Origin of the sequence: Pseudomonas sp. TYF_14 (assembly GCF_043105275.1) — a bacterium.
Classification (GTDB): Bacteria; Pseudomonadota; Gammaproteobacteria; order Pseudomonadales; family Pseudomonadaceae; genus Aquipseudomonas; species Aquipseudomonas alloputida.
The window spans coordinates 39,994-65,696 of record NZ_JBICLK010000069.1 but is presented as its reverse complement, the minus strand read 5'-3'; the positions used below and the strand labels follow the sequence as shown (position 1 = coordinate 65,696).

The window sequence follows — 25,703 nt, the reverse complement described above, 5'->3', positions numbered from 1 at the left end:
TGGTCGAAACCGCCAAGGTCAACGGCCAAGAGCCCTATACGTGGCTGCGCCACGTCCTGGAGCGACTGCCGCACGCTTCATCGGTAGCAGACTACGAAGCGCTGCTGCCATGGAACTGTTCGCCAGAGATGCCACGGTAACCTTGGCTTCCACCTTGTGGTAGGTGGGGTTCATGGATCGGTTACAATTGTTTTTTTGGCAGCGCGCGTCTTCTTTATGCTTGCACTTTCTATCCTGCCTGCTTCACTGTGTGCTTCTGCTGCTTGAGCATCACCAAAAGATCCTGGTTCCAGTGACTGACTAGAGAGAACTTTCGCTCTATGCTCTTCCAGAGTAATATCAGGCAACGTCATGTCGGCAAAAGGAATCGGAATGAATTGCCCATCTAACTGGACCCAAATTTGCTTAAGTGAAAATGGGTCGTATTTTATCAGAACCTTTTTCTCTCCAATAAAGGGGTCGAGCACAGGATCCCAATAAAAACGAGTCTTAAATTCAATGCCACCCGGCCGGATGTTTCTATATTCTTGAGGCATGAAGTTCAAACGAAACTGGTGCGCGTCTGTTATTTGCGGAGGAAAAGGCACTACACCATGCGGACCATAGTAATCCTGCCATGCTTGCAAAGGAGTCTTTTTAATTTCGCTGTGCACGGTCGAATGATATTCCATTACCTCTAACGCAAACCACCTAGCAAACTCCGTGAACGTTTGGGTGGGCTTCCTATCTCTAGCCAGCCTTTTCCTAACAACTGTATTTGACATTGTGCTGCCGCTCAACAAATGAACCTTATTCATCATCGTACCTATCAGCCTTTCGACATGACCACCAAAGTGCTTCTTCCCCAGCGGACGGTGATCGTAGCCGATATGCGCACGATCTAAAGAAGAGAGATACTTATGACTCCTGTACTCTTTCGCATTATCCATATAGACCATGAACGGGGGGCCATACATCGGATACTTGAAGCCTGATAAATTCAATCTACGTAAAAAGTCTTCCTTCGGCATCACTGCATGAGTCAAGGCACAAGCAACCGACAAAGTGCTAGGTGGATGAAGGCTGAGATAGTATCCTAGTATCACCCTCGTATAGACATCAATAAACAGGGTCAGCCAAGGGCGACCAATAGTGTCACTACGGTCGTCCGTGAGAACCTCGTAATCAACGAGCGTGTGGTCAGTCTGCACCCACTCTAAGGGTTTGGTAGCCTTGTACTTTCCTGGTCGAGAGTCATGCATCTGTGCAGCCACCTCCCGCCCATATTTCAAACGGGTGACTTCTTCGCGAGTAAAACTATTTTTCATACGATTTCGAATCGTTTTGCGTGCAGGGCATTTTAGGTTAAGTGACATGCAAGCTTTTTGCACAGCACGCCACACCTCTGCAAATGTAACTCCTGCACGTTTACGAAATGTCTCGAGCACTGCCTCTATTTCTTTTTCGAGAGCAGGATCTAAATGTCGTGAGTTCCTCTGATTACCTCTCCGCCGAACCAACTGAGTGCAATACCCCATACTTTCATCATGCTTGGCACGCAACTTATAAACATGCGACCGAGTAACACCTATCTCCTCTGCTGCTTGGGCCACAGAAATTTCCTTACGGTGCAATCTCGACAATACCTCGTGGCGCCTCAATGCCAGCTGAATTTCCTGGTCATTTGATTCAGATTCCAATCTAGTCAAGTAAAGAAGTTCGGAGCCGCCAGTAGATCTCTTGGGCACCGTGATGAACTCTATCTCATTCAGTCCAACAGTGATCTTTTGTCGAGTAGAAAGCAGAAGTACCTCAACTGAATCTGCATCAACCGGCCCCACAATTAATGCAGCTTTTCCGCGAGCTACAACATGCATCCCTTCTTCAATCTCGATCTGCATGACCTCAGATTTTCCGTGCGAAAAAATCTCCATATAGCAAAGAAAAAAGGACCGCAAAACTACCCTTGGCAAACCAGCCAAAAATTGAAGAAAAAATCTCTCATAAGCTCATGATTTACTTGAGAAATATGATTGCATGCTAATTTTTTTATTTTCTAAAGCCGTGTAACGGATACACGAAAAACGACAAAAATCGTGTTCGTCAGATGTTTTTTATAACTCTACGACATATAACGCCACAACACGCAGCTTCTGCACCTCAAAAAGGATAAATCCCTAAGATTTTGCTAATTTTTTATCCTCTATGGATTTCACTTCAGCTAAAGCCTTGATTTTCTTGAATATATTTTTTTATCATTTATGGATAACAGTCACACCTAGGCTGCAGATTCGACAGCCCCGTTTTGGCATCCACTCTTTCAACGGTCCATGTCCTGGGTGTTCACAGCGACCCCAAACATTGAGGTGGCTGCCAATGATCCGGCCTGAAGATTCCCGCCGATGTCACTGTGCTCGGCAGTGATGTTCTACGAGGGAAATAAAGTTCAGTTGAAAACAGAAGGCGAAGCTGCGCTAAACCGGTGAACCATTTACATAGCCGACACGTCCACCGCAAAAGAACAACGAGTCGACAGATAAATGGCAAGGGATCCCGTATTGGCCGTGCTCGGCTATCTCAAAGACCACCATCTGGTCCTTACCACCGCCGAGTCCTGCACAGCAGGCTGCATGGTCGCTCTGCTAGCGGCATTCCCAGGCACAGGCGAGGTACTGGAAAGCGGCTACGTCGTGTATTCGCCCTCCGCCAAGAAGCGTCTGCTAGGTGTAAGCGCGGAAACCATCGAACGGTACGGGCTGACCAGCGAACCAGTCGCATGGGAGATGGCCCTAGGGGCGTTGAAGGACAGCGATGCCAATGTCGTTATCGCAACTACAGGTTTAGCCGGGCCTGACCCAGCATCTGGGGTTCTACCCGGCACGCTTTGCTTTGCTTGGGCTTTTGCCGGCGAACCGACAGCCGTGTTTACCCGTACCCAGCGTTTTTTTGGTGAGCGAGCGCAAGTCATGCATGACGGCGCCGTCTATGGACTGACGCGCCTGATCCATTATCACGAGCGCTGGCTTCGTGGGGAGCGCGCTTGAAGGGGCAGGTAATGACAGGCAAGAAGGCGACTTTCGACATCGAATACTGCAGGCGACCCCCTCGACTACCCTCCTCCACCCTTTGCGTGAGCACTTGGATTACGCGGTATGAGCCCAATCCTCAACGAAGGTGAGTACGTCTTCTGCACCAAGGCATTTACGCAGTCCCATCATCGCTGTGCCACATCTGAGTCAGTTGACCACCCGCCACCCAGGGCGAGGTAGGCAGCAATAGCAGCACGCGCTGCTTCAGTTTGCGCAACTGCTCGGAAATGCGATGTCCTGAGAAGCTGCTGATCTGCGTTCAGAACGTCTATCAAACTGGCTACACCGTTCTGGAATGCTACGAAGGACGAACGTCGTGCTCGCTCCAGGGATACCTCACCGCGTTTGAGCGACTGTGCCTGCGCTTGCCGATTGATCAATGCAGACAAAGCTGTTTCAACATCTTCCGAAGCCTCCAGCACAGACTGCCGATAGATGGCCAGGGCTTCGGCTTCACGTCCTTTGGCCTGGTCTATCTGCGCGTTGATGCGGCCAAAATCAAAGAGTCTCCACCTCAAACCGAGCAATACGGCTGATTGGTTGGCATCGCCCGTGAAAAATGTTCCGCCAGAGGTAGACGCACTGCCGATCAGCCCGCCTATCGAGAATTTTGGGTAATACTCACTGATCGCACTGCCGATCATGGCATTGGCAGCCATGAGCCTCCGCTCAGCGGCGATCAGGTCGGGCCGACGGCGGAGCAGATCGGAAGGTTTGCCGATTTGCGCAAACGCAGGCACCTGAGGGATTGACGAGGCAATTGCCATCTGGGCGCGGTGGGTACCTGGCGTACTGCCAAGCATGACATCCAAAGCGTTGAGAGCCGCATCCAGGCCCGCACGCAAAACTGGCACGGTTGCCTCGACTTGAGACAGTTCGCCTTCGGTTTGACGAACCTCGTAGTCAGGCGCCAGACCTTTGCGGTTGAGCAGGTTGACTTTGGCCAGAAGGTCTTGCTGTGTCTGCACCTGGTTCTGAGCAATGGCCAGGCGCGCCTGCAGCCCCCTCACGGTGGTGTAGATATCGGCTGTTTGCGCGGCAACGGCAAGACGCGTCGCGATTGCCCCCGCCTCGGAAGCCTGGTACTCACCGACGGCGGCTTGCCGATCACGCCGCAGCCCACCAAACAAGTCGATTTCCCAGCTTGCTTGCAGATTGAGTTCATAGCTGTTGCCGTAGCGGTCATAGTCAGGCGTTGAGTTCAGCAGCTGGCCCAATGGCGTTTCAACGGATTGCCGTGAGCGTGCAGCTTGACCATTTATACCCGCGGACGGCACAAGCGCCGCGGTCGCTGAGCCCAGTGCTGCGCGAGCCTGAGCTACGCGGGCCTGTGCCTGCGCCAACTGCAGGTTTTGCCCCAGCGCCTCGGTCACAAGCCTGCTCAACAAAGGATCTCCAAATCCTTCCCACCAGACATCGAGGCTGCCGACCGATGTGTCGCTTGCAGTCAACGGCTGTGCATCCGCGACGTAATGATCGGCCAGCGCAACCTCTGGCTGTTTATAATCCGGGCCAACCATGCACCCTGCAGTGAGACTGGCGCTCAACAGCAGAGCAATCGTTCGGTAGGGAAGCATGATGATTCTCATAGACCAAGAGGAGGTGTGACCATATTATATTTTGGTCACACTCTGTCAATCAGTTCCAGGATGCTTCAAAAATGAGTAAATCTTCTCCACCCTCGCCGGCGCGCGGGCCAGCCGACCACGACGTGAGGGATCAGATCATCCAGGCTGCCATGGAGCACTTCGCCCATTATGGGTACGACAAGACCACTGTTTCTGACTTAGCCAAATCGATTGGCTTTTCAAAGGCCTACATCTACAAATTCTTCGAATCCAAACAAGCGATCGGAGAGGTGATTTGCTCCAGTCGGCTTGCGCTGATCATGCAGCGCATTGCGACGGCCACCAGCGACGCCCCGACTGCATCGGAAAAGCTGAGACGTCTATTCCGAGCGATCGCTGAGGGCGGAGCTGACCTTTTCTTCCACGACCGGAAGCTCTATGACATAGCGGCAGTGGCATCTCGCGACCAATGGTCGTCGGTCAAGTCTCATGAGGCCAATATCAGTAAGGTCATTCTGGAGATCCTGACACAAGGCCGCGACGCAGGAGAATTTGAACGCAAGACACCCCTGGACGAACTGACGCTGGCGATTTTTCTGATCATGAGACCATACGTAAATGCCGCGCTCCTTCAGCACAACCTGGACACGCTTCAGGATGCGGTCGTCCAACTGCCGGCTTTGATACTCAGAAGTCTCGCCCCTTAGCAGAGTGTGACCATTGACAATATTGGTCACTGGTAGAAAAATGGGATTCCTATATCGCCTTTTGAGAAAGGGATCCCATGCGCCTGCGTCCTGCCGCCATAGTCGGTTGCTTACTCCCACTCGCCCTTGTCGCTTGCGGGGACTCTTCACCTGGAAAAGACCCGAGAGACACACCGCCGGTCGTGAAAGCGGTCTCGGTACAGGACGCGTCAGCCCTTGCACGTTCGTTTTCCGGAGTAGTGGTCGCTCGCACACAGAGTGACCTCGGCTTCCGAGTATCCGGAAAAATCCTGCAGCGCCTGGTCGATACCGGGCAAACAGTCAAACGCGGTCAGACCTTGATGCGCATGGATCCGGTGGATCTGAATCTACAGGCACGCGCACAGCAAGAGGCCGTAACTGCCGCTCGGGCGCGGGCCAAGCAGACCGGTGACGACGAAGCTCGATATCGAGGGCTGGTTGCCGAGGGCGCGGTCTCGGCCTCGTCCTACGACCAGATCAAAGCTGCGGCTGATGCTGCGAAGGCGCAACTCAGTGCCGCGCAAGCTCAGGCTGACGTTGCCAGGAACGCCACCGAATATGCGGTATTGCTAGCCGACGCCGATGGTGTGGTGATGGACACGCTGGCCGAACCGGGCCAGGTCGTCAGTGCTGGTCAAGCGGTTGTAAGGCTGGCCAGGGCCGGGCAACGAGAAGCTGTCGTCTACTTGCCAGAAACACTTCGACCTGCGCCTGGCTCGACTGCGCTGGCCACGCTATTTGGCAAGCCTGCGCAGGCCGTACCCGCCAAACTGCGCTTGCTTTCAGATGCAGCAGACCCCATCACGCGCACATTCGAGGCCAGGTACGTGCTCACTGGGCCTCTGGCGAGCGCGCCATTGGGTGCAACCATTACGCTTGAGATTCCGGATACCGATACGGATTTCGAAGCGAAGCAGATACCCATCGGCGCACTCTTTGACCCGGGTAACGGAGCTGGGGTTTGGGTGATAGCAGGCCAGCCGGCCAAGGTGTCATGGCGCGCTGTGGAAGTGCTAAGTGTCAGTGACGAAAAAGCGGTCGTGAAGAGTGACCTGCACGCTGGCGATCGGATCGTGGCACTGGGTGCGCATCTGCTGCGCGATGGCGTCGAGGTCATGGAACAGGCTCAAACAGCTCAGGTCATGGGGCAGCAACCATGAGCCAGCTGCGTTTCAACTTATCCGCGCTCGCAGTACGCGAGCGATCAATCACCCTCTTCCTGATTGTGCTGATCGCCTTCGCCGGCACGCTGGCCTTCTTCAAGCTGGGCCGTGCGGAAGATCCGCCCTTCACCGTCAAGCAGATGACGATTATCACTGCCTGGCCCGGCGCCACTGCGCAGGAAATGCAGGATCTGGTGGCCGAACCGTTGGAAAAACGCATGCAAGAGCTGCGTTGGTATGACCGTACCGAAACCTACACCCGACCTGGGTTGGCGTTCACGATGGTGTCACTGCAAGACAAGACACCACCTTCGGCGGTTCAGGAGGAGTTCTACCAGGCACGCAAGAAAGCGGGTGATCAGGCCAAGCTGATGCCAGCAGGCGTCATTGGCCCAATGCTCAATGATGAGTTCTCGGACGTGACATTCGCGGTCTACGCGCTCAAAGCCAAAGGCGAACCGCAGCGCCAGTTGGTACGCGACGCCGAAACACTGCGCCAGCAGTTGCTGCACGTACCGGGCGTCAAGAAGGTCAACATCATCGGGGAACAGGCTGAACGGATATTCGTGTCCTTTTCCCATGACCGCCTGGCCACGCTCGGAATCACGCCACAGGACATTTTCTCGGCCCTTGACAACCAGAACGCCCTGTCACCGTCGGGCTCGGTCGAAACGCAGGGGCCACAAGTGGTGGTCAGGGTTGACGGCGCCTTCGATCAACTGGCAAAGATTCGCGAAACCCCTGTGGTCGCCCAGGGCCGCCCCCTGAAACTGTCGGATGTGGCCGACGTTGAACGCGGCTATGAAGACCCCGCGACGTTCCTGGTGCGTAACGATGGCGAGCCAGCCTTGCTGCTTGGCATTGTCATGCGTGAAGGCTGGAACGGCCTCGACCTTGGCAAAGCCCTGGAGGCCGAAACAGCCAAAATCAACGAAGGCATGCCCTTGGGCATGACGCTCAGCAAGGTCACCGATCAGGCAGTAAACATTACGTCCTCCGTCGACGAGTTCATGATCAAGTTTTTCGTTGCCCTGCTGGTCGTGATGCTTGTCTGCTTCCTCAGCATGGGCTGGCGTGTCGGCGTTGTCGTCGCAGCCGCGGTGCCATTGACACTGGCGATCGTATTCGTGGTGATGGCCGCAACAGGCAAGAATTTCGACCGGATTACGCTGGGTTCGCTCATCCTGGCCTTAGGGCTGCTGGTCGACGACGCGATCATCGCCATCGAAATGATGGTCGTGAAGATGGAAGAAGGTTACGACCGCATCAAGGCTTCGGCATATGCCTGGAGCCACACTGCAGCCCCCATGCTGTCCGGCACACTGGTTACCGCCATCGGATTCATGCCTAACGGTTTCGCCCAGTCCACTGCCGGCGAATACACCAGCAACATGTTCTGGATTGTCGGCATCGCCCTGATCGCATCCTGGGTGGTGGCGGTCGCGTTCACCCCCTACCTGGGCGTGAAGTTGTTGCCTCGAATCAAGACGATTGAAGGTGGTCATGCCGCTATTTACAACACCCGTCATTACAACCGATTCCGCGCTTTGTTGGGCTGGGTGATCGCACATAAATGGCTCGTGGCAGGCACCGTGGTTTCGACATTTGTGGCCGCCGTGCTTGGCATGGGATTGGTAAAGAAGCAGTTCTTCCCGACCTCAGACCGGCCCGAAGTGCTTGTGGAGCTGCAGATGCCTTATGGCACCTCCATCGAACAGACAAATGCCACTGCGATCAAGGTAGAGTCCTGGCTACGTCAGCAAGAAGAGGCAAAGATTGTCACCACTTACATCGGCCAAGGCCCGCCCCGCTTCTTCCTGGCAATGGCCCCTGAGTTGCCCGACCCGTCCTTTGCCAAGATTGTCGTCCTGACCGAAAACCAGGGCGCTCGTGAGGCCCTCAAGCATCGTCTTCGGGAGGCAGCCTCCGAAGGTCTGGCGCCCGGCGCTCAAGTGCGGGTAACACAACTGGTATTCGGGCCCTACTCCCCCTACCCGGTCGCCTATCGGGTGATGGGCCCGGATGCCTCGCAACTGCGTCAGATTGCAGCACGCGTCCAAAGCGTGCTGCAGGCGAGCCCCATGATGAAGACCGTCAATACCGACTGGGGCCCGCTTGTTCCCACGCTTCACTTCTCCCTGAATCAAGATCGCCTGCAGTCGGTTGGCCTGACGTCCGCCTCGGTGTCGCAGCAGCTTCAGTTCCTGCTCACCGGTGTGCCGATCACGTCGGTCAGGGAAGATATCCGCTCTGTGCAGGTTGTAGGGCGTGCCGCTGGCCAGATCAGACTCGATCCTGCCCAGATCGAGAATTTCACCCTGGTAGGCTCGAACGGTCAGCGCGTTCCGGTTTCGCAGATCGGTGATGTGAGCATTCGCATGGAGGACCCCATCCTCCGTCGCCGCGACCGAACGCCCACCATGACAGTGCGGGGTGACATCGCGGAAGGGCTGCAGCCGCCTGATGTATCCACGGCGATCTGGAAAGACCTCCAGCCCATCGTCACGCAGCTGCCTGCGGGCTACAAAATCGAAATGGCAGGCTCTATCGAGGAGTCGGCCAAGGCCAGCCAGGCTATCGTCCCTCTCCTGCCTATCATGATCGCCCTGACTTTGTTGATCATCATCCTGCAGGTGCGCTCTATCTCGGCGATGGTCATGGTGTTTCTGACTTCACCGCTGGGGTTGATCGGCGTAGTACCCGTATTACTGCTGTTCGGCCAACCGTTCGGCATCAACGCGTTAGTCGGCTTGATCGCGCTCTCCGGGATTCTGATGCGCAACACCCTCATCCTGATCGGGCAGATTGACCACAACCAGCTTGAAGGACTTGCGCCCTTCGACGCCGTGGTCGAGGCCACAGTGCAACGCGCACGCCCAGTCTTGCTCACGGCATTGGCAGCCATCCTGGCCTTCATCCCCCTCACCCACTCGGTGTTCTGGGGCACCTTGGCCTACACCCTGATCGGAGGCACGTTCGTGGGCACGATCATGACCTTGGTGTTCCTGCCGGCAATGTATTCCATCTGGTTCAAGATCCGCCCCAATAGCCGCATTGCCAAGCCAGAAGCTGCACACCGCGCCTGAGTAGACATTGCCTTCAACCCTTGCGCGCCCGATGCAATTCGAGGCGCGCTCATGATCCAACGAGAGGTCGAAATGACTCACAACGTTAATCAAAAGCGCATCGTGGTGACCGGCACCGGCGTTGTCAGCCCGCTGGGCTGCGGCGTAAAGGAAGTCTGGCGGCGATTGCTGGCTGGGCAGTCCGGGATTCGCGCGCTTGCTGGCGATGTCGTCGAAGGCACTGGCGTGTCAGTGGGCGGCAGCGTGCCCACATTGGCCGAGGATGCAGTGGCAGGCTATCAACCCGAGCGGGTCATCCACGCCAAGGAACGCAAGAAGATGGATCGGTTCATCGAGTTTGCGCTGGTAGCAGCGGATGAAGCATTGCAGCAAGCCGGCTGGCGTCCCGAGCGTCAGGCTGAACGCGCGCGCACCGCCACCATCATCGCATCAGGCGTCGGTGGCTTCGGCGCCATCGCAGAGGCGGTGCGCACCACTGACGCACGTGGCCCTCGCAAGTTGTCGCCCTTCACGGCGCCATCGTTCCTGGCCAATATGGCAGCAGGTCATGTCTCCATACGCTACGGGTTCGAAGGCCCACTTGGGGCACCCGTCACAGCCTGCGCTGCGGGGGTGCAGGCCATTGGCGACGCCGCTCGGCTCATCAGAAGCGGCGAAGCGGATATCGCGATCTGCGGTGGCGCCGAGGCGGCCATCGATCGTGTGACGCTTGGCTGCTTTGCGGCTGCACGAGCGCTCAGCACGGGCTTTTCGGATAGCCCTGAGCAAGCCTCCCGTCCTTTCGATAGCCAACGGGACGGGTTTGTCATGGCTGAAGGGGCTGGCTTGCTGGTGATCGAGTCGCTGGAACATGCGCTGGCCCGTGGCGCCAAGCCGCTGGCCGAGCTGGTCGGCTACGGAACGAGCGCTGATGCCTATCATCTGACCGCTGGCCCCGAAGACGGAAGCGGTGCCAGGCGCGCCATGCAACTCGCGCTGCAACAGGCGTCGATAGCGCCTGGGGACGTGGACCATATCAATGCGCATGCGACTTCGACCCAGGTTGGCGACAAGGGTGAACTTGCAGCAATTCGCGCCGTATTCGGTAGCGGCAGCGGCGTGGCGATTACATCGACCAAATCGGCCACCGGCCACCTCCTGGGGGCGGCAGGCGGTGTCGAAGCCATTTTCACGGTGTTGGCGCTGCAAGATCAGATCGTTCCACCCACGCTCAACCTGACTCAGGTCGATGATGCTGCGCTTGGCCTTGACCTGGTTGCACGAATAGCCCGTGAAATGCCCATCGAATATGCCTTGTCCAATGGTTTCGGATTCGGTGGTGTGAACGCCAGCGTGCTGTTCCGCCGCTGGGAGGCCAACGTATGAACACCCAACTCGAAACACACGCCAACGAAGCTGATGACGATGCTCAGAGGGCCAACGTCCTGACGGCCAAGGTCATCCTGTTACTGGCAGCACTCGCTGCCATCAGCAACTTGTCCACCAATATCATTCTGCCCGCTTTTCCTGAAATGGCTCGACAGCTCAACGTCTCATCCCAGGAACTCGGGCTGACGCTCTCCAGCTTTTTCATTACGTTCGCCTTCGCCCAATTACTGGTAGGGCCGCTTGCCGATCGCTATGGCCGCAAGCGGCTGGTAGTAGGTGGGTTGATGATTTTCGTGGTGGGTACGTTTTGGGCGGCTAACGCCGCCACACTCGACATGCTGATCCTCGGACGGGTAATCCAGGCCATTGGCGTGTGTGCCGCCGCGGTGCTGGCCAGAGCCATCGCTCGCGATCTTTATGAGGGTGAGAACCTGGCACGCGCGTTATCGCTGACGATGATCGCTGCCGCCACAGCGCCAGGCTTCTCACCTTTGATCGGCAGTATGCTGAACACCACTTTGGGGTGGCGCGCACTTTTCATAGCCGTCGGCATGTCGGCAATCCTTATCGCGCTGTTCTACCTCAGAGGGATAGGTGAAACCCTTCCTGCCCATCGTCGGGTGACTCAATCAGTACCTGCGATCCTGATCGCATACGGCAAACTGGCGTCCAACCGCCTCTTCATTTTGCCCGCACTCGCGACCAGCCTGCTGATGAGCGGCTTATTCGCCTCGTTCGCCGCTGCGCCGTCAATCTTGATGGAAGGCATGGGGCTCAGCTCGCTCCAGGTGGGCCTGTATTTCGCGGCAACTGTCTTCGTGGTCTTTGCCGCTGGCTTGGCTGCTCCTCGCCTGGCTCACCGTTGGGGTAGCCGCGCCATCACCTTGTCAGGCCTCGCGACTGCGTGTACGGCAGGTGCATTGCTGCTGGTCGGCCCAAGCAATCCAAGCTTGGGCTGGTACTCATTGTCGATGGTGCTTTTCCTATGGGGTATGGGTATTGCCAATCCGCTGGGAACGGCCTTGACCATGACACCGTTCGGGAAAGAAGCAGGACTGGCGTCAGCCCTTTTGGGCTTCCTGACCATGGCGATCGGAGCAGTGTCGACCTGGATGGTTTCCACGCCGAAGTTCCCCACGATTGCCGTACTGGGTGCCACTCAAACCTCGGTGTGCTTTCTGGCAATGGTGCTTTTCGCTTGGTATGTCAAACGTAAGGCAATTGTCAGGTAGGAGTATCTCTGCATGAGGTTTGCTCCTGCTTCGCCTGGGATGTGCAAAATCAACTGCATGGCCCGAGCAGCAGCGGAGGCGACCGCTTTCACGCCTTGAATCCTAGGCGATCCGGTCATCGCGCTCACGCAGCAGCCAGCGGCCGTAATTATTCAAGAAGCATTAGCGGACGCTCGGGTTTTCCAAAGCGAAAGCAACACGCCGCCAATCAGCAGGCCGATTGTAATGCTCAACGATATTTCGGCTGGCACTTTACCCACAATGTCATGAAGGAAAATTTTCGAGCCGATAAAGACAAGCACCAGAGCCAGCGCATATTTAAGGTAAACAAAGCGACTGATCATGGCAGCCAATGCAAAATAGAGCGCTCGCAAACCGAGAATGGCAAAGATGTTCGACGTATAAACGATGAACGGATCCTGTGTGATAGCAAAAATCGCAGGCACGCTGTCAACAGCAAATACCAAGTCTGCACACTCAATCAAAATAAGTGCAAGGAAGAGCGGTGTCACCCATAGAATTCTTTTTCCTGACGCATCGGGCAAGCGAACCACAAAGCTTTGAGCGTGCAATTCTTTGGTGATGCGTAGGTGTGTGCGCAGGTAGTTGACGAAACGGTTGTTTTCCAAGTCAGGCGCATGATCGACGCGAGCGAATAGCATCTTGACCCCGGTGAAGACCAGGAACGCGCCGAAGCAGTAAAGTATCCAACTGAACTGGGCGATGAGCGCAGCCCCAAGGCCGATCATGATAGCCCTCAGGACGATAACCCCCATGATCCCCCAAAACAATACTCGGTGCTGGAACTCCCGAGGAATGGCCAGAAAACTGAATATCAGGGCAATAACGAAAACGTTATCCATCGACAGGGATTTTTCAATCAAGAAACCCGTCACATAGTCCATGCTGGCATCGCTGCCTTTCTGGAAGTACACCCAGACCGCGAACAGAAGGCCCATACTGATGTAGCCCGCGGACAGCAACAAGCTCTCTTTTACTCCAATCTCCCGATTCCCGCGGTGGAGCACACCTAAGTCAAGCGCCAACAGTGTTAGCACAACAGCGAAAAAGGAAAGCCAAAGCCAGAGGTCAGTACCAAGAACGTCTTGGTAGAGATACGTACTAAGGGCAGACATGAGCCCCTCCTGTATAGTCGTAGTTGAACAACTATGACTCCGACATGGCGGTATAACCGTCAGAGGGGCCCGGCGTCACGAATAAAGAATTTATCGAGCGCGAGTAGGCTGCAAGTAGAAAACATTTACAAATCTTGTCCATGACAAGCTAAAACGCTTGCAGTGAAAAACTAACTACGCACACCTGATTGCACCAGCCTCATGGGTGCCCCGCACGTTATCAACGCCTTCATTGGAGCAAAGCGCCGCTCGCTCGCGTTGATCTGATGCAGCGCCTTCCGTCGGTCAGAAGGCACCCTCCCCCGCACGCCATGCCGAACATAGGGTGAACAATCCAAAAAGGCGTTTCACCATGACACCAGCAAAACCTTTTACGTTACTGCTTGCACTTTGCCTGGGCTGCGCTTCAGCACTAGCTTCGGCCGCCACAGACCTGAACCATCAGCGCGCCCCAGGCATGCAATCGAACGACAATGGACAAATGAACGGCCAAGGCGCAGCGACTGGCTCTGGAACACCCGGCGATGGCATGGGTACGGGTGATGGCGGCACTGACGACAATGGGACGGACAATACCGGGGGTGACGGTACCGACAGCGGCTCGGGAACCGGCAGTCATGGCTCTGGTAGTAGCGGCACAGGCGCGGGCGGTGGTGGCAGTGGCTCAGCCGGAAGTGGATATGGCGCAGGTTCCGGCAGTTAGCTGAAAGGGCCTCAGTTCTGCCCTGGTTTTCAACCGTTCATGCAACCCATGCAGGAGGAAATACCATGCCACGCGGCGACAAAGACAAGTACACGGACAAGCAGAAACGTAAGGCCGAGCACATCGAGCAATCTTACGAGGACAAAGGCGTGGGCAAGGATGAAGCCGAAGCTCGCGCCTGGGCCACCGTCAACAAACAATCCGGTGGCGGTGAAAAACACGCAGGCTCGGGAAGCCGGAAACCGTCGCACGTGAAGAAGACCGCACGCTCGGATTCGGCCAAGCGCGCCGCTGAATCTCGCCAGGGGCATTCGCGGACGTCGCACGCGTCGCTGGAATCGCAAAGCAAGGAAAGCCTTATGAAAGAGGCACGCAGCAAAGACATCAAGGGGCGCTCGACCATGACCAAGGCCCAGTTGATTGAAGCCCTGCAAAAACACGGGTGACGGCCAGATGTGATCGGCAACTTGGCAAGCCGGCTGAACGTTTGCTCAACCGGCCCGGTCGCACAACAGAGACGCAGCCGGCTGCGCGAACCCTGACCGTGAGGACCTACCATGAGCGCGATCTCTCCCAATGGGGCTGAAGAACACCCCATCGGCCTGACCCTGAATGGTCAGCGCCTGACACTGCAGGTGAATCCCTGGACCACCCTCCTCGACCTTTTGCGCGAGCAGTTGAACCTGGTCGGCACCAAGAAGGGTTGCGACCATGGCCAGTGCGGGGCCTGCACAGTGCTGCGCGATGGCAAGCGCGTCAATGCCTGCCTGACCTTGGCCATCATGTGCGACGGGGCCGAACTGGTGACCATCGAAGGGCTGGCCAGCGGCGACGTTCTGCACCCCATGCAGCGTGCATTCATCACCCACGATGCTTTCCAGTGCGGTTACTGCACCCCGGGGCAGATCTGCTCCGCAGTCGGGCTTGCCCGCGAAGGGCGCGCCTACACCCGCGAGGCCATTCGCGAACAGATGAGCGGCAACCTTTGCAGGTGTGGTGCATATAGCAACATCGTCGCTGCGGTGGAAGAAGCCCTACCGTTGATGACGGACCTGGCCCCGCCACAACGAGGGCCGAATCCATGACGCCTTTCAGCTACCACAAGCCCGCATCAATCAGCGAAGCCGTGAGCCTGGCTGACGCCAGCTCACACTTCATTGCCGGCGGCACCAACCTCGTCGACCTGATGAAAGAAAACGTGGTTCGCCCCAAGCGCCTGATCGACATTTCCGGCCTTGGGCTGAACGGCATCCACCCCACGTTGAACGGTGGCTTGTTGATCGGCGCATTGGTGAGCAATGCCGACCTGGCCTGGCACCCGATGATCGAGCAGCACTATCCATTGCTGTCGGACGCCATCCTGGCTGGGGCATCACCGCAGTTGAGGAACATGGCCAGCACCGGTGGCAACTTGCTGCAACGTACCCGTTGCTACTACTTCTACGACACCGGCACCCCCTGCAACAAACGTGAACCCGGCAGCGGATGCCCGGCGCGTACAGGCTCGAACCGTATCCACGCGATTCTCGGCGCCAGTGATGCCTGTGTCGCGACCCATCCCTCGGATATGTGCGTGGCATTGGCTGCGCTCGAAGCCGTGGTGCATGTGCAGGGGCCGCGCGGAGAGCGCCAAATACCTTTTGCGGCATTCCATCGCCTCCCCGAGGACACCCCGGAGCGAGACAATCAGCTGGCAATCGATGAACTGGTGGTCGCCATCGAGCTGCCGCCCCCGGTGTTCGAAAAACATTACCGTTACCTGAAAATTCGCGACCGCGCCTCCTACGCGTTTGCGCTGGTATCGGTCGCCGCAGCCTTGAGCTTCGATGGCCAGGTGATCCGGCAAGCTCGCTTGGCGCTGGGCGGCGTTGCTCACAAGCCGTGGCGAGACCCGGTTGTGGAGCGCATGCTGGCCGGCCAGGCGCCTTGCGAAGCGCTGTTCACCCGGGCCGCAAAAACGTTGCTGCAAGGTGCAAAACCTCTGAGCCACAACGGCTTCAAGGTCACGCTCGCCCAACGTGCAATTGTGCGGGCATTGGATGACGCGGCGCGCGGCGCCGCTGACGGGGGGCCACGACCATGATCAAACCCACACCGGTAGCCGGTACGTCCCTGGACCGCGTAGACGGCGTGGCGAAGGTCACCGGGCAGGCGCGTTACGCGGGCGAATACCCCGAAGTGGGCCTGCTCCATGGCAGCGTCGTGTCCAGTACCATCGCCCGAGGTCGGGTACTCAACATCGACAGTACGCAAGCGATGCGCGTGCCCGGGGTGATCGCCGTGCTTGATCATGGCCATCGTCCACATATTTCCAGTTATGACGACGACTACAGCGACGCCGACGCCGCGCAGGGGGCGCCGTTTAGGCCCTTGTTCGATGATCGAGTGCTCTACAACGGTCAACCGTTGGCGCTGGTGGTTGCCCAAACCCTCGAACTGGCCCGGTATGCAGGTTCGCTGATCAGGATCGAGTATGCCGAGGAGGCCCACCAGACCGACCTTGGCGCATGCCAACAGTCGCATGCAGCACCCGCAGAGACACCGCCGCCGCGTGGTGACTTTGCTGCGCAGTTTGCCCGGGCCCCAGTGCAGGTGGATGCCACCTACCTGACAGCCAACGAGTACCACAACCCGATGGAGCCCCATGCGTCAACCGTACTCTACAAAGGCGACGGCACGCTGGAAATCCACGACAAGACCCAAGGCACACAGAACTGCCAGGACTACCTGCACAAGGTGTTTGGCCTGCCCAAGGCAAATATCCGCGTGCGCGCGGCATTCGTCGGCGGTGCCTTCGGCTCGGGCTTGCGCCCGCAGTACCAATTGCCACTGGCAGTGATGGGGGCGTTGCACCTGAAGCGCTCGGTGCGCGTCACGCTGACTCGCCAGCAGATGTTCACCTTTGGCTACCGGCCCCGCACCGAGCAGCGCCTGCGCCTGGGTGCTGACGCAAACGGGCAGTTGCTGGCGATCGCCCACGATGCGCTCGGCCAGACCTCCCGCTTCGAGGACTTCACCGAGCACGTGGTGGAATGGAGTGGCATGCTCTACCAGTGCGACAACGTTGCCCTCAGCTATCGCCTGGCCTCGCTCGATGTGTACACCCCGCTGGACATGCGTGCGCCTGGCGCCGCGTCGGGGATGATTGCCCTGGAATGCGCCATGGATGAGCTTGCCTGTGCAGCGCAGATTGACCCGCTCGAACTGCGCCGACGCAATTTCGCCGCCAGCAATGCCAACGAGGGCAAGCCCTACTCCAGCAAGGAACTGCTGGCGTGCTACCGGCAAGGTGCCGAACGTTTTGGCTGGCAAAACCGTAATCCGCTACCGCGCAGCATGCGCCATGGCAACCAGCTGGTCGGCTGGGGGATGGCCGGCGGCGTCTGGGAAGCCATGCAGATGAAGGCCAGCGCCAAAGCACGCTTCGATGCCCAAGGCCACCTCACCGTCAGCAGTGCCACCACCGATATCGGGACCGGCACCTATACCGTCATGACGCAGATCGCAGCCGACGCGGCTGGCGCCAGGGTGCAGGATGTCACCTTCGTCCTGGGAGACTCTTCACTGCCCACCGCACCGCTTCAGGGCGGATCGTTTACGGTGTCGTCGGTCGGTTCGGCCGTGCGCCAGGCCTGCCAGGTACTGCGTACCAAAGTGCTGGAACATGCGCGCAGGATGTACCCCCAAGTGGCCAGCACGGCCCGGGAGCAGATCATTTTCGCCGATGGCTACCTGCACGCGGGCAGCCATCGCCTGGCCTTGGCGGACATCATCGCCAGCGCCCCCGAAGGTGAGTTCGAAGTGCAAATCGACGCCGAGCCCGGCGCCAGACGCCAACCGTTCTCCACCGCTACCCATTCGGCAGTATTCGCGGAAGTCCACGTCGACGAGGACCTTGGCACAATCAAGGTAGTACGGGTAGTCAGCGCTGTTGCGGCGGGACGAGTAATCAACCCGAAAACCGCGCGCAGCCAGATTTTGGGAGGCGTGGTGTGGGGGGTGGGTATGGCCCTCCACGAAGCCGCGCTGACCGACCATCGGTTGGGCCGCATCGTCAACCACAACCTCGCGGAATACCACATCCCGGTGAACGCAGACAGCGGGGATATCGAAGTCATCTTCGTTGAAGAGCACGACGACATCGTCAACGAGCTGGGGTCCAAGGGCGTGGGCGAAATCGGCGTCGTCGGGGTGGCAGCCGCGGTGGCCAACGCGGTCTACCATGCCACGGGCAAGCGTGTGAGGGAGTTTCCGATCACGCTCGACAAACTGCTGAAAGACAACAGTCAGGTATGAGTAATATCTGTGCATGAGGTTTGCGCCTGCATCGCCGTCGGATTCCCGCTCACTGGGCGTCGGTGGCTTCAGGCGCAGGCGGATCAATGCGCTCGATATTTCCCAGAACCAACGCTCGCCCGGCAAATAGACCGCCGGATGTTTCCAGGGCAAAACGTGCGGCATCGCGTGTGCGCACCTCGTCGGTCACCGCGTCAGCTTCAACGCTCGAGGCTCCCAAGGTCAGCACGGCCTGGCGGCCAAGCAGCAAGGAGGATTCAAAGGTTTCCCGCACGATGTAGTCGGCATCGTGCTTGACCAGTTCCAGCGCGTGCTCGCGGTCAAAGGCGCGTACCAGCACCTTCACATGCGGGCAATACTGCCGCGTGCTTTCGACGATGCGTGTCGCGGCCTTCTTGTCATTCACGCACACAATGATGGTGCGGGCGTGACGGGCCCCGGCAGCATGCAACAGGTCATGCCGGGCACCATCACCGTAATAGACCTTGAAACCATAAGGCTCCACGGCGCGGATCACCTCGGGGTCCATGTCGATGATTGAAAGCTTGGCGCCATGAGCGAGCGGTGCCTGACAAGCGATCTGGCCGACACGGCCAAACCCTATGATGAGTACATGGCCTTGGAGATTCTGTGCCGGCTCCACACCGTCCATGGAAACCGCCCGGGGCCGCGCGAAACGCTTGAGCAACAGAAGGTTCACCGGCGTGAGGGCCATGGACAGCACCACGATAGCCGTCATGTTGGCGTTGATTTCGGCACTGACGACCTTGAGTTTCAGCGCTTCGGTAAACAGCACAAACGCAAATTCGCCCCCCTGCGCCATCAGCACGGCGCGGTCCAGCGCATCGCCATGCTGGCTTTTCGCTAGGCGCGCGACCCCATAGATGCACAGCGCCTTGACCACCATCAGCGCCAGCACGCCAGAGCTGATGAGCAGCCAGTTCCTGGCCACCACCTGCAGGTCCAGCGCCATGCCGACGCCGAGAAAGAACAGCCCCAGTAACAGTCCGCGAAACGGTTCTATGTCAACCTCCAGCTGGTGGCGGAAGGTGGACTCCGACAGCAGCACACCGGCAACAAAAGCTCCCATCGCCATCGACAGGCCGCCGATTTCCATCAGCAGCGCTGCTCCTAGCACCACCAGCAGCGCCGCAGCAGTCATCACCTCGCGCGCCCTGGCTTGGGCCAGTACCCGAAACAGGGGGTTGAGCAACCACAACCCGATGATTACCAGTGCGCTGAGGGACACGGCTGCGATAGCCATGCGCTGCCACAGGGGTGAGGTGGGTTCGGGCACCGCTGCAGTCGGCGCCAGAAATGCCACCACCGCCAGCAAGGGCACTATCAGCAGATCTTCAAACAGCAGAATGGACACGATGCGTTGGCCCCTCGGCTCGGTCAAGTCACCCCGCTCCGAGAGAACTTGCATGACGATGGCAGTGGATGTGAGTACAAAACCGGCCGCGCAGACGAATGACACCTGCCAAGGGAAACCAAAGGCCTTGCCGACGACGGTGAGCAGAACGGCACAGATCAACACCTGCAGGCTGCCCAGCCCAAAGATCTGCGCCCGCAGCGCCCACAGATGCGAGGGATTGAGCTCCAGGCCAATCACGAAGAGAAACATAACCACGCCCAATTCGCCCACATCGATGATGGTGTGAGGGTCATTGACCAGTTGCAGCCCGAAGGGCCCGATCATCATCCCCGCCAGCAGGTAACCCAGCACCGAGCCGAAACCGATGCGCTTGAGCAGTGGCACGGCCACCACGGCAGCGCTGAGCAACGTGATGACACCCAACAACAGTCCTGCGTTGCCTTCAGCGGCCATGGCTTCGACCCTCAGCCTCTGTCAGGACCGGTTATGGAGAAAGTACCGGACGAATTATCGCTGGGCGTCTCAGTTCGCCTGGGATGTGCAATATCCACTGCATGGGAAGCGGCAGCTTCCGGTGGAGCAACTGAAGAAACACCCGCCCGCAGGTAGGTCGCGGGCGGGTAATACTGGTGACGAGGGGCTGTCCCCTAGCCTTCGCGAACCTCGATGCGCCTGCCACTCGCACGCGCTTGCTTGGGCAATTCGATACGCAGCACACCGTTGTTGCATCTGGCGCTGGCCTGCTCGGCAATGACCTCGGCAGGAAGCCGGAAGGTGCGCCGGAAACTGCCAAAGGTGCATTGCCGGACGCGATAATGCCCATTGCCCTGCTCCTGCTCGATGCGCTTTTCACCGCGAATGATCAGCGTATCGCCCCGCACCTCCAGGTTCAGGTCCTCCTTGACCATTCCAGGTATCTCAAGGCGAACGACGATCCGCTCACCATCCTCGTAAAGATCGCCGGCCAGCAGCCCCCAGTTCGAGGCAAGCGCCGGTGATGAGGTCGCATCCTGCGACTCGCCCCTGCTCCGCTTCACTGGCGTGAAGCGCGTCAAGGCCTCGCTGGTGCGATCGCGAAGCTGACGCCAGCCCTCGCCCAGCGAATGCCAGGTTTCCTCCAGGCCATGTCTGAGTTCAGCTAGTTTGTCCATGGGTCGTCCTCCACACGCTCAAGGCCCTACGCGCTTTTCACGACGATCTTGCGCGGCTGGGCATGTGCATGTTTGGGAACACGCACGTTCAGCACGCCGTCCCGTAGCTCAGCGTCGATTCGGGTCGTATCCAGCTCGGAGCTCAAGGTGAAGGCTCGTCTGAATCGCGACAGCTGGACTTCAGCGTAGACGGCCTCCAGCTGTTCGGACAACTGCGGCATGATCTCCCCTTCCAGCACCAGCGTGTCACCCTCCACATTGACCACGAGATGATCCTTGGGCACCCCGGGAAAGTCGGCAAACAGCTGGATTCCGTTTTCGTCTTCGAAGACATCGACGCGCGGCAGCAGTGTTTGGGTTTCAGTTTCGCCGCGCACGACTGCTTGCTTGTCGTTCATGGTGATTCCTCCTTCAAACCTTTGCTGTTACTGGATGACTATACGCTTGGGCTGCAGCGCTTCCCGCCGCGGCAGGGAAATGCGCAGGACGCCGTCGCGGTAGTGGGCCTCGACCTTGTCGGTATCGACCTGATCATTGAGGCTCACGGTACGCTTGAAGGGACCTGCATAGCGCTCGTTGGCGTACACGGAGCAATTGCCCTCCTGCGTGCTGCGCGCGGGCCGGCGCTCGCCGGAAATCGATAGCAGGCCTCGGTGAATCTGCAGATCGATGTCGCTCGGGTCAACGCCGGGAACGAAGGCGTAGACCTCCATGCTCGATGGCGTGCTCGCGACATTGATGGCAGGAAAAGCACCACTGGCCAAGGCACGAATGCTGCCTGGGCGCCCGAGCCCCGTTCCCAGCACATGTTGCAGTTCGCGCTGGAGCTTCTCGAACTCGGCAATCGGATCGCTCGACAGATTAAGAAGGGACTCGTACATGACAATCCTCCTTCCAGCTGACTGAAATGATCTCGAACAGGAGGCGCGAAGCGCCGGGTTTCGGCCCCTGATGACGGAATTATGTGAGCAATCTGGAGGTTTTCAAGCCCCGGTTTGAACGGATATGGAATTACACATCCGCGCTCTTTTTCCCGTTCAATCTTTGCCTTGGCGCCATTCACACAGGGCCTAGGCAACTCGATCATCTCGCTCACGCAACAGCCAGTAGGTCAGCCCCAGGGCCAGGGTGGCGCCAGCGAGCGCCGCGACTTTGGCCGGGCCGACATCGGGATCAAGGATCACGATCTTGCGCGACAGCGCGATCAACCCGATCAAGAGGACCGTCTTGACCTGAATGATGCTGCCATGGCGCAAGACAACGCGCACGATGGAATGCTTGAATTCCATCGCGATCAGCAGCGTCATGACCATACCGAACACATTCTGGAAGATCCGGTGGTCCAGCGGATTGAACGCATCGATGATCAGCAGGCTGAAGACTATCTGGATCAGCTGTACCAGCGACACCACGATAACCACCGCGATCACCAGCGAAAGAATGTGAGCGACGATCTGCTCGAAACGCTCGTAAAACGTCAACACCGCCCACTCGCGACGCAGTCGCATGCGCGTGGTCTCGGGCTCATCGCTGTCCTTCATGCCTCACCTCTTCAGCAGCAAGATCATTGCAACGAGAAACCGCAGCCTTCGGCCTGCGCTTCACGCATTTTCACTGTCGAGCTCTTTGGCCGGCGCGGCTTGCCGGCGGTCGAACCCGACCCGCTCCGCCTTGTCGTCCCAGCGCACATGGGCGTGATCACCCTTGCCAATGCCGCCGCCGAGCATTTCACGTGCCAGTGCCGTCTCCAGCTCGCTGCGGATCAGTCGCTTGAGCTCGCGGGCACCGAATTCGGGCTTGTAGCCGACTTGCGCCAAGTGATCGACCAGTGTCTCGTCGAACGTCAGCGTCACGCCCTGGCTCGCGGCATTGCGGGCTACGCGCTCGAGTTGCAGGCCAACAATGTGGCGGATCTCCTGCTTGCCCAGCGCATGGAAGACGATGATCTCATCGATTCGGTTGAGGAACTCGGGGCGAAAGTGCCCGCGCAGCACTTCCATCACCTCGACCTTGGTCTTCTCGTACTCCTCACCAGCCGCTCCAGGCGCCTTCAGCCGCCGCTGAATAATGTCGGAGCCCAGGTTGGACGTGGCGATGATAATGGTGTTGGTGAAGTCCACCACGCGCCCCTTGCCATCGGTCAGTCGCCCGTCGTCGAACACCTGCAGCAGGATGTTGTAGACGTCGGGGTGGGCCTTCTCGATTTCGTCGAGCAGCAGCACGCTATAGGGCTTGCGCCGGACCTTTTCGGTAAGCTGGCCGCCTTCGTCATAACCAACGTAACCCGGAGGCGCGCCCACCAGCCGAGCCACGGAATGGCGCTCGCCATACTCTGACATGTCGATACGCAACAGGGCGCTCTCGTCGCCGTAGATGGTTTCGGCCAGCGCCTTGGCCAGCTCGGTCTTGCCGACACCGGTGGAGCCCAGGAACAGGAACGTGGCAACGGGCTTGCTGCCTTCGCGCAGCCCAGCGCGCGACAGCCGAACCGCGTCCGCCACCGCACGCACCGCCTCGTCCTGCCCCACCAGGCGCTCATGCAGCCGCTGCTCCAGGTGCAACAGCTTCTCGCGCTCCTCCACCGTCAGTTCATTGACCGGAATGCCGGTTAGCCGCGAGACGATTTGCGCCACATGTTCCGCCTTGACCTCGGTGCTGCCCGAGCCGCGCTCGCGCTCCCACTCCTCGACCCGCTGCTTGAGTTCGGCCTCCGTGGCTTCGACGCGCTTGCTGATCTGCGCCGCATTGTCATATTGCTTGCGCGAAGCCGCGTAGTCCTGCTCGCGGCGCAACTGGTGCAACTCCGACTCCATTTCCTGCACCGCAACCGGACGCGCAGTCGCCGATAACTTGACGCGGGCGGCGGCCTGATCGAGCAGATCGATGGCCTTGTCCGGCAGAAAGCGCGCGCTGACGTAGCGGTCGGACAGTTCGGCGGCAGCGATGATCGCCTCCTCGGTGATGCTGACCTTGTGGTGCGCTTCGAAGGTGTCGCGCAGGCCGCGCAGGATCATGATGGTCTGCGCCACCGTTGGCTCGGGCACCACGACCGGTTGGAAACGCCGCTCCAGCGCAGCGTCCTGCTCGATGTACTTCTGGTACTCGTTGAGCGTCGTCGCGCCAATCAGGTTCAGCTCACCACGCGCCATCATCGGCTTGAAGACGTTGGCCACGTCCAAGCCGCCTTCTCCACCGCCCTGGCCTGCCCCGACGATGGTGTGCACTTCGTCGATGAAGAGAATCAGCTCGCCCTGATGCTCGGCGATTTCCTTCAGCACCTTCTGCACGCGCTCCTCGAACTCGCCTCGGTACTTCGCGCCAGCCACCAAGGAATTGATGTTCAGTTCGACCAGGCGTTTGTCGCGCAGCGTCTCGGGCACCTCGCCGGCCACCATGCGCTGCGCCAGCCCCTCGACGATAGCCGTCTTGCCCACGCCAGGCTCGCCGATCAACACCGGGTTGTTCTTCTTGCGCCGCGCCAGTACCTCAATGGTGGTTTCGATTTCCTGTGCCCGCCCGATGACCGGGTCCAGCTTGCCATCGCGCGCCATCCTGGTGAGATCGCGCGAGTACTTGTCGAGCTCCGGCGTTTCGGTCGGTGCCTCGGCGCGGCCATCCTCTGCACCCTTGCCAACCACCTTGCTGACGCACTGGCGCAGGGCCTGCGGCATAAGGCCATAGCGGCGCAGCAAGTTGGCGGCCAGCCCTTCGCCCTCTTCGGCCAGCCCGATCAAGAAGTGCTCGGGGCCTACGTATGCGTGCCCCAACTCATTGGAGGCGACGAAGGCGCGACTGAGCGCATCCTTGACCCGAGGCGACACGCCGACTTCGCCTTCAAATGGCTTGTCGCCGCGCTTGGCTTCGGCTTCGATCTGGCGCTTGAGCTCATCAACCTTGATCTTGAACTGGCTAAGGATGGTCTTCACAACGTCGCTGTCGGCCAGCGCCAATAGCAGGTGTTCGGTATCGACTTCGGACCGACCGAACTCCGTGGCACGCTTGGCGGCTTCCTGCAACAGGGCCTCGGAGTGTTCGCTGATGCGGCTGGCCAGCCCGCTGCTGCGGCGGCGTGGCGTGCCGGACGCTGCGCGGCCAGGTTCCCCAGACGACGCTTCAGCCACTTCATCGGCATCCGTGGCAACGGATGCCGAGTCTTCTCCGATGCGCAGCAAATCGCTGCCCATGAACTCTTCGAACAAACCGCTGCGCGAGCCGAAAAGGGCTTCCAGTGGGGAAAGGGTGCGTTTTTGCTGGCGCACCAATTGGCGGTAGTGATCATCACACAACAGCATGATGCTGTGGCGGCCATTGACCTTGGCCTCCACCCGTGTCGTGGCGGGTTGGCCACAGACCTGGCATTGTTTGCTGGCCATGCGGGCGCTCCTTGAGTCATTGAGATGACGAGATGGAGCCTGCCGCAGCACCTCGTCTGCTGGTGGGCCTTCGTGACGACTTCAACGAAATCTCCGAGTCAGCTTCAATTCGGAGTCGAACGGCTGTGCTTCGATGCACCCGCTTCGCGCTCCTCGAGGATGATCGTCAACAGCCCATTGTCGAATGGGCGCTTGATCAAAACCTGATCGGCATCGTCAGGCAGGTTCGAGGGTGGCGGGCAACAGCCGTAGAGCGTTCGGCACGAGGGAAGGCGCACTTCTGCTGCTCTCGCAGCAGTCGGGCGTGATCGGGATGTTCTTTCCTTGAGATGGGGCCATTCGAAGGAAAGCCAGTACTGCATCCGTGATGTCCAGCGCCAGCTTCAGCACGCCTGGTAGGCAAGCGCGGGTTGGCGAGCGACGAAAACAGATGCGCCCAGGCCCAAGGAACTT

20 protein-coding genes are annotated in these 25,703 nt (G+C 58.7%); 11 read left to right on the top strand and 9 right to left on the bottom strand.

The features are described from left to right. A partial coding sequence (locus tag ACF8O8_RS18850) for a transposase domain-containing protein (protein ID WP_392510245.1) occupies nucleotides 1–140 on the top strand: 140 nt, incomplete at its 5' end. A 30-nt stretch (nucleotides 141–170) separates the two neighbouring features. Here ACF8O8_RS18850 and ACF8O8_RS18845 read toward each other — a convergent pair. After that, nucleotides 171–1,880 carry a Mu transposase C-terminal domain-containing protein gene (locus tag ACF8O8_RS18845; protein ID WP_392510243.1) on the bottom strand — a complete coding sequence of 570 codons (1,710 nt, stop codon included), beginning with the start codon at nucleotides 1,878–1,880 and terminating at the stop codon, nucleotides 171–173. Between the two features lie 639 nt (nucleotides 1,881–2,519). Here ACF8O8_RS18845 and ACF8O8_RS18840 point away from each other — a divergent pair. Next, the gene (locus ACF8O8_RS18840) at nucleotides 2,520–3,023 is read left to right on the top strand and encodes a CinA family protein (RefSeq protein WP_350297941.1); all 504 of its coding nucleotides are present in this window, start codon (nucleotides 2,520–2,522) and stop codon (nucleotides 3,021–3,023) included. A 170-nt stretch (nucleotides 3,024–3,193) separates the two neighbouring features. On the opposite strand, the gene ACF8O8_RS18835 is transcribed toward ACF8O8_RS18840, so the two are convergent. Next, entirely contained in the window at nucleotides 3,194–4,645 is a 1,452-nt protein-coding gene (locus tag ACF8O8_RS18835) for an efflux transporter outer membrane subunit (RefSeq protein WP_392510242.1), read from the bottom strand. Between the two features lie 83 nt (nucleotides 4,646–4,728). On the opposite strand from ACF8O8_RS18835, the gene ACF8O8_RS18830 reads away from it, so the two are divergent. The 5 genes from ACF8O8_RS18830 (at nucleotide 4,729) to ACF8O8_RS18810 (ending at nucleotide 12,213) form a co-directional block, all read left to right on the top strand. Then, nucleotides 4,729–5,343, top strand: coding sequence for a TetR/AcrR family transcriptional regulator (locus ACF8O8_RS18830; RefSeq protein ID WP_010954179.1), 615 nt, complete (start codon nucleotides 4,729–4,731; stop codon nucleotides 5,341–5,343). A 77-nt stretch (nucleotides 5,344–5,420) separates the two neighbouring features. Further along, nucleotides 5,421–6,524: an efflux RND transporter periplasmic adaptor subunit gene (locus tag ACF8O8_RS18825; protein ID WP_392510241.1), complete on the top strand. Its 1,104-nt coding sequence runs from the start codon at nucleotides 5,421–5,423 to the stop codon at nucleotides 6,522–6,524. Further along, nucleotides 6,521–9,613, top strand: a complete 3,093-nt coding sequence (locus ACF8O8_RS18820; RefSeq protein WP_350297943.1) for an efflux RND transporter permease subunit — start codon at nucleotides 6,521–6,523, stop codon at nucleotides 9,611–9,613. The genes ACF8O8_RS18825 and ACF8O8_RS18820 overlap by 4 nt, the downstream gene beginning before the upstream one ends. Nucleotides 9,614–9,685: 72 nt before the next feature. Continuing rightward, a complete protein-coding gene (gene fabF / locus ACF8O8_RS18815; RefSeq protein ID WP_392510244.1) occupies nucleotides 9,686–10,978 on the top strand; it encodes a beta-ketoacyl-ACP synthase II in 1,293 nt (430 codons plus the stop codon). Continuing rightward, nucleotides 10,975–12,213: a multidrug effflux MFS transporter gene (locus ACF8O8_RS18810; protein WP_392510240.1), complete on the top strand. Its 1,239-nt coding sequence runs from the start codon at nucleotides 10,975–10,977 to the stop codon at nucleotides 12,211–12,213. The genes fabF and ACF8O8_RS18810 overlap by 4 nt, the downstream gene beginning before the upstream one ends. Nucleotides 12,214–12,365: 152 nt before the next feature. Here the strand turns inward: ACF8O8_RS18810 and ACF8O8_RS18805 are convergent, their stop codons facing one another. Next, nucleotides 12,366–13,349: a TerC family protein gene (locus ACF8O8_RS18805; RefSeq protein WP_392510239.1), complete on the bottom strand. Its 984-nt coding sequence runs from the start codon at nucleotides 13,347–13,349 to the stop codon at nucleotides 12,366–12,368. Nucleotides 13,350–14,117: 768 nt separating this feature from the next. Between ACF8O8_RS18805 and ACF8O8_RS18800 the strand changes: the two genes are divergently transcribed. From ACF8O8_RS18800 to ACF8O8_RS18785, 4 genes are all read left to right on the top strand, one after another. Continuing rightward, entirely contained in the window at nucleotides 14,118–14,498 is a 381-nt protein-coding gene (locus ACF8O8_RS18800) for a termination factor Rho (protein ID WP_392510238.1), read from the top strand. A gap of 111 nt (nucleotides 14,499–14,609) precedes the next feature. After that, the gene (locus tag ACF8O8_RS18795; protein ID WP_392510237.1) at nucleotides 14,610–15,137 is read left to right on the top strand and encodes a (2Fe-2S)-binding protein; all 528 of its coding nucleotides are present in this window, start codon (nucleotides 14,610–14,612) and stop codon (nucleotides 15,135–15,137) included. Beyond that, nucleotides 15,134–16,135: a xanthine dehydrogenase family protein subunit M gene (locus tag ACF8O8_RS18790; protein WP_010954188.1), complete on the top strand. Its 1,002-nt coding sequence runs from the start codon at nucleotides 15,134–15,136 to the stop codon at nucleotides 16,133–16,135. The genes ACF8O8_RS18795 and ACF8O8_RS18790 overlap by 4 nt, the downstream gene beginning before the upstream one ends. Further along, on the top strand, nucleotides 16,132–18,348 hold the full coding sequence (locus tag ACF8O8_RS18785) for a xanthine dehydrogenase family protein molybdopterin-binding subunit (RefSeq protein ID WP_392510236.1): 2,217 nt from the start codon (nucleotides 16,132–16,134) through the stop codon (nucleotides 18,346–18,348). Before ACF8O8_RS18790 ends, ACF8O8_RS18785 begins: the two co-directional genes overlap by 4 nt. Before the next feature lie 49 nt (nucleotides 18,349–18,397). On the opposite strand, the gene ACF8O8_RS18780 is transcribed toward ACF8O8_RS18785, so the two are convergent. The 6 genes from ACF8O8_RS18780 to clpK form a co-directional block, all read right to left on the bottom strand. Next, nucleotides 18,398–20,179 (bottom strand): monovalent cation:proton antiporter-2 (CPA2) family protein, encoded by a 1,782-nt coding sequence (locus ACF8O8_RS18780; protein WP_392510235.1) that lies wholly within the window; start codon nucleotides 20,177–20,179, stop codon nucleotides 18,398–18,400. 194 nt (nucleotides 20,180–20,373) lie between these two features. Next, complete coding sequence (locus ACF8O8_RS18775) at nucleotides 20,374–20,877, bottom strand: Hsp20/alpha crystallin family protein (protein ID WP_392510234.1); 504 nt, start codon at nucleotides 20,875–20,877, stop codon at nucleotides 20,374–20,376. Between the two features lie 26 nt (nucleotides 20,878–20,903). After that, the gene (locus tag ACF8O8_RS18770; protein WP_020190681.1) at nucleotides 20,904–21,275 is read right to left on the bottom strand and encodes an Hsp20/alpha crystallin family protein; all 372 of its coding nucleotides are present in this window, start codon (nucleotides 21,273–21,275) and stop codon (nucleotides 20,904–20,906) included. A 27-nt stretch (nucleotides 21,276–21,302) separates the two neighbouring features. Next, complete coding sequence (locus ACF8O8_RS18765) at nucleotides 21,303–21,758, bottom strand: Hsp20/alpha crystallin family protein (RefSeq protein ID WP_010954193.1); 456 nt, start codon at nucleotides 21,756–21,758, stop codon at nucleotides 21,303–21,305. Nucleotides 21,759–21,947: 189 nt separating this feature from the next. Beyond that, nucleotides 21,948–22,418, bottom strand: coding sequence for a phosphate-starvation-inducible PsiE family protein (locus ACF8O8_RS18760; protein ID WP_392510233.1), 471 nt, complete (start codon nucleotides 22,416–22,418; stop codon nucleotides 21,948–21,950). 60 nt (nucleotides 22,419–22,478) lie between these two features. After that, nucleotides 22,479–25,250, bottom strand: a complete 2,772-nt coding sequence (gene clpK, locus ACF8O8_RS18755) for a heat shock survival AAA family ATPase ClpK (protein ID WP_392510232.1) — start codon at nucleotides 25,248–25,250, stop codon at nucleotides 22,479–22,481. Between the last annotated feature and the right edge of the window lie 453 nt (nucleotides 25,251–25,703).

Coding starts and splice junctions, on each gene's coding strand:
- ACF8O8_RS18845 (WP_392510243.1), bottom strand. CDS start 1,880: ATGCAGATCGAGATTGAAGAAGGGATGCATGTTGTAGCTCGCGGAAAA.
- ACF8O8_RS18840 (WP_350297941.1), top strand. CDS start 2,520: ATGGCAAGGGATCCCGTATTGGCCGTGCTCGGCTATCTCAAAGACCAC.
- ACF8O8_RS18835 (WP_392510242.1), bottom strand. CDS start 4,645: ATGCTTCCCTACCGAACGATTGCTCTGCTGTTGAGCGCCAGTCTCACT.
- ACF8O8_RS18830 (WP_010954179.1), top strand. CDS start 4,729: ATGAGTAAATCTTCTCCACCCTCGCCGGCGCGCGGGCCAGCCGACCAC.
- ACF8O8_RS18825 (WP_392510241.1), top strand. CDS start 5,421: ATGCGCCTGCGTCCTGCCGCCATAGTCGGTTGCTTACTCCCACTCGCC.
- ACF8O8_RS18820 (WP_350297943.1), top strand. CDS start 6,521: ATGAGCCAGCTGCGTTTCAACTTATCCGCGCTCGCAGTACGCGAGCGA.
- fabF (WP_392510244.1), top strand. CDS start 9,686: ATGACTCACAACGTTAATCAAAAGCGCATCGTGGTGACCGGCACCGGC.
- ACF8O8_RS18810 (WP_392510240.1), top strand. CDS start 10,975: ATGAACACCCAACTCGAAACACACGCCAACGAAGCTGATGACGATGCT.
- ACF8O8_RS18805 (WP_392510239.1), bottom strand. CDS start 13,349: ATGTCTGCCCTTAGTACGTATCTCTACCAAGACGTTCTTGGTACTGAC.
- ACF8O8_RS18800 (WP_392510238.1), top strand. CDS start 14,118: ATGCCACGCGGCGACAAAGACAAGTACACGGACAAGCAGAAACGTAAG.
- ACF8O8_RS18795 (WP_392510237.1), top strand. CDS start 14,610: ATGAGCGCGATCTCTCCCAATGGGGCTGAAGAACACCCCATCGGCCTG.
- ACF8O8_RS18790 (WP_010954188.1), top strand. CDS start 15,134: ATGACGCCTTTCAGCTACCACAAGCCCGCATCAATCAGCGAAGCCGTG.
- ACF8O8_RS18785 (WP_392510236.1), top strand. CDS start 16,132: ATGATCAAACCCACACCGGTAGCCGGTACGTCCCTGGACCGCGTAGAC.
- ACF8O8_RS18780 (WP_392510235.1), bottom strand. CDS start 20,179: ATGGCCGCTGAAGGCAACGCAGGACTGTTGTTGGGTGTCATCACGTTG.
- ACF8O8_RS18775 (WP_392510234.1), bottom strand. CDS start 20,877: ATGGACAAACTAGCTGAACTCAGACATGGCCTGGAGGAAACCTGGCAT.
- ACF8O8_RS18770 (WP_020190681.1), bottom strand. CDS start 21,275: ATGAACGACAAGCAAGCAGTCGTGCGCGGCGAAACTGAAACCCAAACA.
- ACF8O8_RS18765 (WP_010954193.1), bottom strand. CDS start 21,758: ATGTACGAGTCCCTTCTTAATCTGTCGAGCGATCCGATTGCCGAGTTC.
- ACF8O8_RS18760 (WP_392510233.1), bottom strand. CDS start 22,418: ATGAAGGACAGCGATGAGCCCGAGACCACGCGCATGCGACTGCGTCGC.
- clpK (WP_392510232.1), bottom strand. CDS start 25,250: ATGGCCAGCAAACAATGCCAGGTCTGTGGCCAACCCGCCACGACACGG.